This window comes from uncultured Methylobacterium sp. (genome assembly GCF_964251405.1).
Taxonomy (GTDB): Bacteria; Pseudomonadota; Alphaproteobacteria; order Rhizobiales; family Beijerinckiaceae; genus Methylobacterium.
In genome coordinates this window covers 5,938-15,669 of sequence record NZ_CAXUJR010000077.1, presented here as the reverse complement: position 1 = coordinate 15,669, position 9,732 = coordinate 5,938, and the positions used below count along the sequence as shown (strand labels likewise).

Sequence of the window (9,732 nt, the reverse complement as noted above, 5' to 3'; positions counted from 1 at the left end):
GCAGCGTGTCGATGGCAGTCGACGAGGTGGTCGTTGACGAGGCCCACGGCCTGCATGAAGGCATGGACGATGGTCGGCCCGCAGAAGCTGAATCCTTGCGCCTTGAGTGCCTTCGCCATCCGGCGTGAGACCTCGGTCTCGGTGGCGATGCCGGCGCGGTTCACCGCATTGCCCTCGATCGGGGCACCGTCGACGAAGTCCCACAGGAAGCGCGAGAAGCCGGGTCCGCTCTCCTCGATCCTGAGATAGGCCTGCGCTCCGGCGACGGCACCAACGATCTTGGCGCGGTTGCGGATGATGCCGGTGTCGCCCATCAGCCGCTCGACATCGACCTGCGTGAACCGCGCCACCGCCTCCGGCTCAAAGCCGGCGAAGGCCCGTCGAAAGCCCTCGCGCCGGCGCAGGATGGTGATCCAGGACAGCCCGGCCTGGAAGCCGTCGAGGATCAGCTTTTCGTAGAGCGCGCGGCCGTCGTGTTCGGGCACGCCCCACTCGGTGTCGTGGTAGCTCACGTAGAGAGGGTCGAGGCCGGCCCACCAGCAGCGGGCGCAGCCGTCGGGATGGTGGATCAGGCCGGTGTCGTCGGCGGGCATCGTTGCGGTTTAGCTGGCGTCGAGGGAAACGCCAACGCCACCTCCATCCACGCCGTCATCTCGCGCCGACGGAGCGTCTGGATCCCGGGTTCGCCTTCGGCGCCTGGGATGACGGCGGAAGCGCCGGGCAATGCATCACCCGGCCAAGCCCACTTCAGGAAACGCGAAACTGGCGAAACCCGGCTTCTCCACGCCGAGCACGGCGCCTCCTACCCGCAGGGGCTCGCCGGCGGCGAGCGCATCGGCGAGGCGGTCGAGGCGGATCATGGCGAGGCCTCGGCTGCCGGCCCGGCTCGCCGTGACCCCCAGCACCTTATGGCCGGCGGTGATCTCCGCGCCAGGCTCCGGCACCTCGCCCGAGACGTAGGTCACGGGCACCACGCGGGTGCGGGCGGTGCCCCGGTGCTGCATGCGCGAGACTACCTCCTGGCCGACGTAGCAGCCCTTCTTGAAATCGACACCGCCGAGTTGATCCATCAGCGCCTCATGCGGGAAGGCGTCGCCATAGGGAAAGTCGCGCCCGCCCTCGGGGATGCCGAGGGCGATGCGGTGGGCGTGGTAGTCGTCCTCCGTGGCGTCGGCCGAGAACGCGCCGTTCGTGACGTACAACCGGTCGCCGAGGGCGGCGAGCCGGCCGTCCCGGCAGCGCTCCAGCCCTGCTGCCGTCTCGGCTCCATCCCAGGCGGCGGCGACCCCGAGCGCCGGATCGGCCGCGATGGCGACCTTGGCGCGCAGGCGGTAGAGGCCGAGGCGCTTGACGAGGTCGGCAGCCGCGCCGGCAGGTGCGTCGAGCCGGAAGCCGGCCTCCCCCGAGCGCGAGACCAGGAAATCGAACAGGATCTTGCCCTGCGGGCTCAGCAATGCCCCGAGCCGGGCCTCGCCGGGCTCCAGCGTCTCGACGTTGCAGGTAAGCACGCCCTGGAGGAAGCTCGTCGCCTCCTCGCCCGAGACGGTGACGACGGCGCGGTCCGGCAGCAGGGCGATCGGCATGGAGAAGCATCCTCGCACGGCGTTGCGCGCCGCGTGAGGGTGACATAAGCCGCCGCATCCCCCGTCTCAACGCCGTTCCGGAGCGACACCGATGGACCAGCCCTTCGATCTCCTCCTGTCGGGCGGCACGGTCGTGAACCAGGACGGTGAGCACCGCGCCGATCTCGGGGTGCGGGGAGGGCGCATCGCGGCCCTCGGCGACCTGTCCGCGTCCCAGGCCGCGGAGCGCCGCGACTGCACCGGCCTGCACCTGCTGCCGGGTGTCATCGATACCCAGGTCCATTTCCGCGAGCCGGGGCTCGACCACAAGGAGGACCTCGAATCGGGCTCGCGCGCCGCCGTGATGGGCGGGGTGACGGCGGTGTTCGAGATGCCCAACACCGACCCGCTGACCACCAGCGCGGCGACGCTCAACGACAAGGTCGCGCGCGCCCATCACCGCATGCATTGCGACTTCGCGTTCTGGGTCGGCGGCACCCACGAGAATGCGCACCAGGTCGCCGAACTGGAGCGCCTTCCGGGGGCGGCCGGGATCAAGGTGTTCGTGGGCTCCTCCACCGGCGCGCTGCTCGTCGAGGACGATGCCGGCGTGGCTGAGATCCTGGCGCGCACGCGCCGGCGCGCCGCCTTCCACGCCGAGGACGAGCCGATGCTGCGGGAGCGGAAGGGCCTGCGCGTGCCGGGCGATCCGTCCTCGCACCCGGTCTGGCGCTCGCCCGAAGCGGCGCTCAAGGCGACGCAGCGCCTCGTGCGCATCGCCCGCGAGACGGGCGCGCGCATCCACATCCTGCACGTCTCGACGGCTGAGGAGATGGCGTATCTCGCCGATCACAAGGACGTCGCCTCGGTCGAGGTGACGCCGCACCACCTCACCCTGGACGGCGCGGAGGCCTACGCCCGGCTCGGCACCCTCGTCCAGATGAACCCACCGGTCCGCGACGCGTCCCACCGGGACCGGATCTGGTGGGGGCTGTCACAGGGAGTCGCCGATATCCTGGGCTCCGACCATGCGCCGCATCTGCTCGCGGAAAAGGCAAAACCCTATCCGGACTCGCCCTCGGGCATGACCGGGGTGCAGACCCTGGTGCCGATCATGCTCGACCACGTCGCCGCCGGCCGGCTCTCGCTGGCGCGCTTCGTCGACATGACGAGTGCGGGCCCGAAGCGCCTGTTCGGCATCGCCCGCAAGGGGCGCCTTGCCGTGGGCTACGACGCCGACGTGACGGTGGTGGACCTGAAGCGCCGCGAGACCATCCGCAACGGCTGGATCGCCTCCAAATGCGGCTGGACGCCCTATGACGGCGTCACGGTGACCGGATGGCCGGTCGGCACGCTGGTGCGCGGCGCCTGCGTCATGTGGCAGGGCGACCTCGTCGCGCCGGGTCGCGGCGAGGCGGTGGTGTTCGAGGAGGCGTTGGCGGCCTCGTCGTGATGCCTCAGTGCTGCAGGCCCGTCGTGAACCCGCCCGCGCGGATGCGCTCGGGAAATCCTTCCGCATAGCTTGCGGTGGCTTCCTCGCCATAGGTGGTGACGAGTTCCTGGAAGGCGGCGAACAGGGCGGCCTGGGCCATGCAGTCGCCGTCGAGTCCGTCGAGACAGCCTTCCGCGAACGCTTCCGAGACGTAGCCGAGCGCGGCGCGCTTGTCGTCGATGTCGGCCTCGAAGGGGGAGGGAGCGGTTTCGGTCTGCATGGGCCCAACACATCGCTTCGCGCCGCCGAGACGAACGGCGGCTGATTCGAGAATCATAGGGCCGGTCTCCGGGTCCGGGAAGCCAGGAATTGCGAAGCGGTTAACACGAGGGCTCGAATTGCGCGGATCGTGGTAACGGACGCACCATGTGGCGCGCAGGCCACGGACGCGGCGCAAGGGTCGACCGGGCAACGTTCGGTGAAGCGGGGCGATCAGCCGCCGAAGCGGCCGGCCAGCGACTGCGACAGGCGCTCGCCCTCGGCGACGAAGCGCGTGGCCGCCAGGGTCGCGGCGGGCGTGCAGACCCGGTAGGTGAGGGCGTAGCCGCGGTAGCCGCGGTTGTAGGCGCCGGCCAGGCGATCGCGGCGTCCCGGAGTGACGCCTTCGGCCTCCATCAGCGCCGACATCCTCCGGGGCCATTCGGCGGCATCGGGGGTGGCGCAGAGGCCGCGCAGGAAGGACAGCGCGCCGATGATCTCGGCCAGGCGCATGAGATCGCGGTCGTAGGGTGCCGGGGGTGGCTCGGCCGGGGGCGGGGGCTCCTTCTCCTTCTCGGGCGGCTTGGCCGGTTGCCGCGCGGGCGGCCGCTGCTGGCCGAAGACCGGCGCCGGCAGGCCGAGGCTCAGGGCCGCCACCAGAGTGAGGGCCGATGCGGCCCTCACGGCGAGACGGCTCCGTCTTGGACGGCACTTTCTTGGGCCGCCGCGCGCGAAAAGGCCTCGGTCAGGGTCTCGACGAGGCCCGGCGTCGTCTCGAGCTCCGCCACTTCGGCAAGGGTAGCCCAGCGTACCGCGAGCGCCTCCGGCCCCGGCACCGGCTCGCCGCCGCTCCAGAGCGCGGCATGGGGATGGACCACGTAATGATGGCGCAGGCGCCCGTCAGCCTCGTGCAGGATGATCTCGGTGGGGGTGAGCGAGCCCAGCACCCTGGCCTCGACGCCGACCTCCTCGCGCAACTCGCGCAACGCCGCGGCCGCAAGGGTCTCGCCCGGTTCGACGAGGCCGCCGGGGAGCGTCCAGACTCCGCGCAGGGGTTCGTTGGCTCTGGCCGCCAGCAGGACCCGGCCGCCGCGCAGGACCGCGATGGAGGCACCGACGAAGGGCCGGGTCGGAAACAGCCTCGCCTCTGCCTCGCTCACGGCTTCACCACCGCCACGCGCCCGTCGGAGAGCCCAACGAGGAGGTGCGCCTGAGGCCCACGGCCGAGGGCGGACAGGCCGAACCCGGCCTTGGCGGGCAGGGTGATCCGAGCGCGCTCGCGGATGCCGTCCTTGAGATCGAGGATGGCGATGCTGCCGCGGTCGGCGGTCGCGAGCGCCAGTTCGGGGATGGCGTCCGTGTCGGTATCGATCGCTGCGGCGAGATCCGCCTCGGACGCGCCAGCCCCCCGGTCGGTGTAGCCGGGCGCCTCGCCGACGAGTCGGAAGCTCCCCGTCTCCCAGGCCCAGAGCTGGAGCCGGCCGGCGCCTTCGGGCGCCAGCACCGTCGCGACCCGCACGGGGCCAGGGCCGGCAAAAGGTCCCACGGCGGCGATGTCGAGGGCGCCTTCGGCCTGGGGCGGCGTCCGCCCAATCACGTCCCAGCCGGTTCCCGATCTGCCCACCGCCGTCAGCATCGGCGCGCCCGAGCCTTGCACGGCGACGGCGAAGACGAGGGGCGAACCCTCCGCCCGTGCGCCGTGGGGCCGGCCGGGCGCGAAAGCGGCACCGGACCCGGCGGAGACCGCATGGGCGGCGATCGGCACGGCCTTCGGTTCCGTGCTCATGGCCACGGGCTGACGCTCGCGGATGGTCAGGAGGGTGCCCGCCTCGCCGCGGGTGAGACCGGCGCTCACCGGCCCGAGCACGACCCCGCGCGAGCCGGGCAGGGCGCCCCGCGGCGTCTCGGAGGCCGCGATGCCGTCGATCGCCTCGGCGCCGATCAGGGTCGTCTCGATGCGCCCGTCCTTCAGGCTGAGGGCGGCGCCGCCGCCCTCGCCCCAGATGACGGCCACGGCGGCGTCCTCGGGCTCGGCGCCGAGCGTCGCCTTGGGGTCCACACTCTTCGGGCGGGCCAGCGGCAGGAGGCCCGATGTCGCCACCGAGACCGAGACGGCGCTGCCCGGACCACGCAGGGCGCGGGCGGTGAACGGCAGGTCGAGGATCGTGACGGAGGGCTCGGCGGCTGCGGCGGTGGCGGACAGGACGAGGGCGACGAGCAGCGGTAGGCCGCCTTCAGACATGCTGGCCGCCGTTGATGTGCAGCTCGGCGCCGTTCACGTAGGACGAGGCCTCGGTGCACAGGAAGTAGATCGCCTTGGCCACCTCGTCGGGGGTGCCGAGGCGCCGCTGCGGGATTCCGGCGACGATCTTGTCGGTGCCGGGCGACAGGATCGCCGTGTCGATCTCGCCCGGCGAGATCGCGTTCACGCGAACCCCGAGCGGTCCGAAATCGCTGGCGAGCTCGCGGGTCAGGCCGGCGAGCGCCGCCTTCGAGGTGCCGTAGGCCGCGCCCGCGAAGGGGTGGACGCGCGAGCCGGCGATCGAGGTGACATTGACGATCGAGCCCTTGGCGCGGGTGAGCTCGTGGCAGAGGCCGCGCGCGAGAAGAAGCGGCGCGAACACGTTGACCTGGAACACTTTTCGCCAATCGCCGAATTCGGTCGCGATGGCCCCCAGACGCTCGCCGCCCTCGCCCTTGGGAGAGATGCCGGCATTGTTGACGAGCGCGTGCAGGAGCCCGCCCTCGTCGGCGAGCCGCCCGGCGACCTCGGCGATGCCCCGCATGGTGTCCTCGGGATCGGCGAGATCGACCTGGAGATGGTCCTCGGGACCCATTTCCCACGGGCAGTTCTCGGGGAACGCGTGGCGCGAGCAGGTGATCACCCGCCAGCCGGCGGCCGAGAAACGCTTGACGGTGGCGTGGCCGATGCCCCGGCTCGCCCCCGTGAGCAGCATGATGCGCCGACGTTCGTTGACGGATGTGGCCAAGGCCGTTCCTTACAGGATCGGGGGCGGGCGCACCCTTCTGGTCCGCCGTTCCGCCTCACAGGTCTAAGCCGCGGGGCGCGGGAAATCCAGGGTCGATCCCGCGCCGCAGCAATGCGGAGCCGGCGTCCTCACGGATACAGCCGCGCCCGGTCCCATCCCGCGCCGGCGCGGGTGAAGCGGACCCGGTCGTGGAGCCGGAACGGGCCGTCCTGCCAGAACTCGATCGACACCGGCACGATCCGGAAGCCGGTCCAGTTCTCGGGGCGCGGCACCGGCCCGTCCTCGTAGCGCGCCGAGAGGGCCGCGACCTCGGCCTCCAGGGTTGCGCGGTCGAGGAGCGGCCGCGACTGGCGGCTGGCATGGGCACCGATGCGGCTGTCCCGCGCCCGGCTCGCGAAATAGGTGTCCGCTTCTTCGGCGCTCACCGGCTCGACCGGACCGCGGGCGCGGACCTGGCGGCGCAGGCTCTTCCAGTGCAGCACCAGGGCGGCCTGCGGATTCTCGCGCAGCTCCCCGCCCTTGGCCGAATCGACGTTGGTGTAGAACACGAAACCGCGAGGATCGACGCCCTTCAGGAGCACCATGCGCACGTCGGGCAACCCGTCGGATCCGGCCGTGGCGAGCGCCATGGCGTTGGCGTCCTCCGGCTCGCTGCGCGTCGCCTGCGCCATCCACTCGGTGAACAGCGCCCACGGGTCGTCGCGCAGGGTGAAGTCGCTCGCCGCCCCCGACTCATCGAACGTTAACCGATCCGCGCTGTAGTCGCTGCTCATCGTCGTCATCTCGGTGTTCATCTCGCAGGGCCCCAGGCCCACGCTCGCGGCAGGTGCTGCCATCCGGTGTCGTGAGATCAGGTGTAATGCGTTTGGTCGAGTGTAAGCAGAAGTCTCGCCGCGATCCACGGCCGTTGCCGTGGCGCGTCCTCATGGGTGCCGGCATCGGCCTCACGGTCCTGCCGCTGTTCGGTTGCGGCTTGCCGCTGATCACCTTCCAGACCGAGGAGGCGGCCGCTCTCGCCGAACCGGTCAGCACCGGCAGCATCGCCAAGCGGCCGGTGGGCTTCGGGAGCGATCTCGGGGCCGAGGACTGGCGCCGAGCCCATGCCGCCCTCACCGTCGCCCTCGATCCCCAGGGCAACGGCCGTCCGGTGAAGTGGGACAATCCCGACACGGCGCTGCGCGGCGCCGTGAACCCCACCGGCCTGCCCTACGTCGTCGGCGACCACATCTGCCGGGACTTCCTCGCATCGGTCATCACCCCGCAGAAGAGCCGTTTCCTGCGCGGCACGGGCTGCAAGCTGTCCGGCAGCGAGTGGGAACTGAGGAAGATGCGGGCGGCCAAGGCCGGAGCCTGAGGTTTCGGAGTGCCCCAGGTTTCGGACCCGAAGAGGAAGGCCTAAAACGGCGTTCGGCCTTCCCGGTTGACGCCGGCCGCGTCAGGGGCGAATCCTGGCGCAGGGACCGTTGCAAAGAAGCAACAGGGCCACTACCTCAAACCGGATTCCGACGGAAGCGGACAGGCGTCCGCGGCTCCGGCCGGCACCGAGATTCAAAGACCGACGATGCGCAATCCCTATGACGTGCTGGGTGTGGCCAAGGGTGCCGGCGAAGCCGATATCAAGAAGGCTTATCGCCGGCTCGCCAAGACCTACCATCCCGACCGCAACAAGGACGACGCCAAGGCCAAGGACCGGTTCGCGGAGGCCAATTCCGCCTACGAGATCCTCGGCGACGCGGCCAAGCGCGCGCAGTTCGACCGTGGCGAGATCGATGCCGACGGCAAGCCCCGCGCCACCGGCTTCGAGGGGTTCGGCGGGCAGGGCGCGCGCGGCAGCGCCTTCGATTTCGGCGGCGCGGCGCGCTCGCGCGGCGGTGCCGGCGGCGGGGTCGGCGAGGACATCTTCTCACACCTCTTCGGCGAGGCGTTCAGGACGGGGGGCGCCGGGGCCGGGGGAGGCCCGCGGGCGGCGCCGATGCGCGGCGAGGACGTCTCGGCCGAACTGAGCGTCACCCTGGAGCAGGTCGCCAGCGAGGAGAAGCTGCGTCTGGGTCTTCCCGGCGGGCGCGAGGTCGACGTGATGGTGCCCAGGGGTGTCGCCGACGGCCAGGTCATCCGCCTGCGCGGGCTCGGCCAGCCCGGCGGCCCGCGCTCGGAGCCGGGCGACGCGCTCCTCACCATCCGCATCCTGCCGCACGCCACATTCCGGATGGAGGGTGCGGACCTGCGCGCCACGGTCGAGGTGCCGCTGGAGGACGCGATCCTGGGGGGATCGATCCGGGTGCCGACCCTGACCGGCGCCGTCGAGATGAGGATGCCCGCCATGACGAGTTCCGGCCGCACCTTCCGCCTCAAGGGCAAGGGGCTGCCCAGGAAGGACGGAAGCCGTGGCGACCTCCTGGCCACCACGGCCATCGCCCTGCCCACGGGCGACGACGCGGCGCTGACCGATTACGCGCTCGCCCGTCGCACCGCGCGGGCGGGGGCCGGCCAGGGCTGAGCGCGCCCGCCGGACGCCTGTCGGGCTTTCGTCGCTGCCGGGCCTCCGCTAAGGATGCCGGGCGCGACAGGGCCATTCGGTCCCCGGGAGGCCCCCACCCATCTTCGTGGCCCTTGGATCAAGCGCCGCAGCCCCTCGATCAGGTGATTCATGGCTGACACGAACCCGGTTCACGATTCCGTCGGCGGACTCCTCGCCGGCAAACGCGGGCTGGTGCTCGGTGTCGCCAATGCACGTTCGATCGCCTGGGGCATCGCCAAGAGCGCCCACGCCCACGGCGCCAAGCTCGCCTTCACCTACCAGGGCGACGCCCTGAAGAAGCGTGTCGAGCCCCTGGCGCGCGAACTCGACGCCCACGTGGTCGGCCATTGCGACGTCACCGACTCGGCCTCGATCGACGCGGTCTTCGCCGCCGCCGCCGAGATCTTCCCGGAGGGCATCGATTTCGTCGTCCACTGCATCGCCTTCTCCGACAAGGATGAGCTCACCGGCCGCTACGTCGAGACGTCCGAGGGCAACTTCACGAAGTCGCTCCTGATCTCCTGCTACTCGTTCACCGCCATCGCCCAGCGCGCCGAGAAGCTGATGCCCAATGGCGGCTCGCTCCTGACGCTGACCTATTACGGTGCCGAGAAGTGGATGCCGCACTACAACGTCATGGGCGTCGCCAAGGCGGCGCTCGAGGCCTCGGTGCGCTACCTCGCCGCCGATCTCGGCCCGCAGAAGATCCGCGTCAACGCGATCTCGGCCGGCCCGATCAAGACGCTCGCCGCCTCCGGCATCGGCGACTTCCGCTACATCCTGAAGTGGAACGAGTACAACGCGCCCCTGCGCCGGACGGTGACCATCGAGGAGGTCGGCGAGACGGCGAGCTACCTCATCTCCGACATGTCCCGCGGCATGACCGGCGAGATCCTGCACGTCGATGCCGGATACCACGTGGTGGGGATGAAGAACCCTGACGCGCCGGATCTGTCGCTCGACAGGGATTGA

12 protein-coding genes are annotated in these 9,732 nt (G+C 71.1%); 4 read left to right on the top strand and 8 right to left on the bottom strand.

The genetic code is table 11. The annotated features are described in order from the left end of the window. A partial coding sequence (locus ACFE7U_RS13610) for a DNA-3-methyladenine glycosylase I (RefSeq protein WP_375410259.1) occupies positions 1 to 593 on the bottom strand: 593 nt, incomplete at its 3' end. Between the two features lie 135 nt (positions 594 to 728). Further along, entirely contained in the window at positions 729 to 1,583 is an 855-nt protein-coding gene (locus tag ACFE7U_RS13605) for a YgfZ/GcvT domain-containing protein (RefSeq protein WP_375410258.1), read from the bottom strand. A gap of 91 nt (positions 1,584 to 1,674) precedes the next feature. Between ACFE7U_RS13605 and ACFE7U_RS13600 the strand changes: the two genes are divergently transcribed. Continuing rightward, positions 1,675 to 3,015, top strand: a complete 1,341-nt coding sequence (locus ACFE7U_RS13600; RefSeq protein WP_375410257.1) for a dihydroorotase — start codon at positions 1,675 to 1,677, stop codon at positions 3,013 to 3,015. 4 nt (positions 3,016 to 3,019) lie between these two features. Here ACFE7U_RS13600 and ACFE7U_RS13595 read toward each other — a convergent pair whose 3' ends face one another. The 6 genes from ACFE7U_RS13595 to pdxH all read right to left on the bottom strand — a co-directional run bounded on the left by ACFE7U_RS13595 (position 3,020) and on the right by pdxH (position 7,015). Then, positions 3,020 to 3,274, bottom strand: coding sequence for a hypothetical protein (locus tag ACFE7U_RS13595; RefSeq protein ID WP_375410256.1), 255 nt, complete (start codon positions 3,272 to 3,274; stop codon positions 3,020 to 3,022). A gap of 212 nt (positions 3,275 to 3,486) precedes the next feature. After that, positions 3,487 to 3,936, bottom strand: a complete 450-nt coding sequence (locus tag ACFE7U_RS13590; RefSeq protein WP_375410255.1) for a TIGR02301 family protein — start codon at positions 3,934 to 3,936, stop codon at positions 3,487 to 3,489. Then, positions 3,933 to 4,412, bottom strand: a complete 480-nt coding sequence (locus tag ACFE7U_RS13585) for an NUDIX hydrolase (protein WP_375410254.1) — start codon at positions 4,410 to 4,412, stop codon at positions 3,933 to 3,935. Before ACFE7U_RS13585 ends, ACFE7U_RS13590 begins: the two co-directional genes overlap by 4 nt. Continuing rightward, a complete protein-coding gene (locus ACFE7U_RS13580; RefSeq protein ID WP_375410253.1) occupies positions 4,409 to 5,494 on the bottom strand; it encodes a hypothetical protein in 1,086 nt (361 codons plus the stop codon). The genes ACFE7U_RS13585 and ACFE7U_RS13580 overlap by 4 nt, the downstream gene beginning before the upstream one ends. Next, a complete protein-coding gene (locus tag ACFE7U_RS13575) occupies positions 5,487 to 6,209 on the bottom strand; it encodes an SDR family NAD(P)-dependent oxidoreductase (RefSeq protein WP_375410264.1) in 723 nt (240 codons plus the stop codon). Before ACFE7U_RS13575 ends, ACFE7U_RS13580 begins: the two co-directional genes overlap by 8 nt. Positions 6,210 to 6,370: 161 nt before the next feature. Further along, the gene (gene pdxH, locus ACFE7U_RS13570; protein ID WP_375410263.1) at positions 6,371 to 7,015 is read right to left on the bottom strand and encodes a pyridoxamine 5'-phosphate oxidase; all 645 of its coding nucleotides are present in this window, start codon (positions 7,013 to 7,015) and stop codon (positions 6,371 to 6,373) included. A 152-nt stretch (positions 7,016 to 7,167) separates the two neighbouring features. Here pdxH and ACFE7U_RS13565 point away from each other — a divergent pair, with 152 nt between their 5' ends. From ACFE7U_RS13565 to fabI, 3 genes are all read left to right on the top strand, one after another. After that, a complete protein-coding gene (locus ACFE7U_RS13565) occupies positions 7,168 to 7,596 on the top strand; it encodes an RT0821/Lpp0805 family surface protein (protein ID WP_375410262.1) in 429 nt (142 codons plus the stop codon). Between the two features lie 207 nt (positions 7,597 to 7,803). Beyond that, on the top strand, positions 7,804 to 8,739 hold the full coding sequence (locus tag ACFE7U_RS13560) for a DnaJ C-terminal domain-containing protein (RefSeq protein ID WP_375410252.1): 936 nt from the start codon (positions 7,804 to 7,806) through the stop codon (positions 8,737 to 8,739). Between the two features lie 150 nt (positions 8,740 to 8,889). After that, entirely contained in the window at positions 8,890 to 9,732 is an 843-nt protein-coding gene (fabI, locus tag ACFE7U_RS13555; RefSeq protein WP_375410251.1) for an enoyl-ACP reductase FabI, read from the top strand.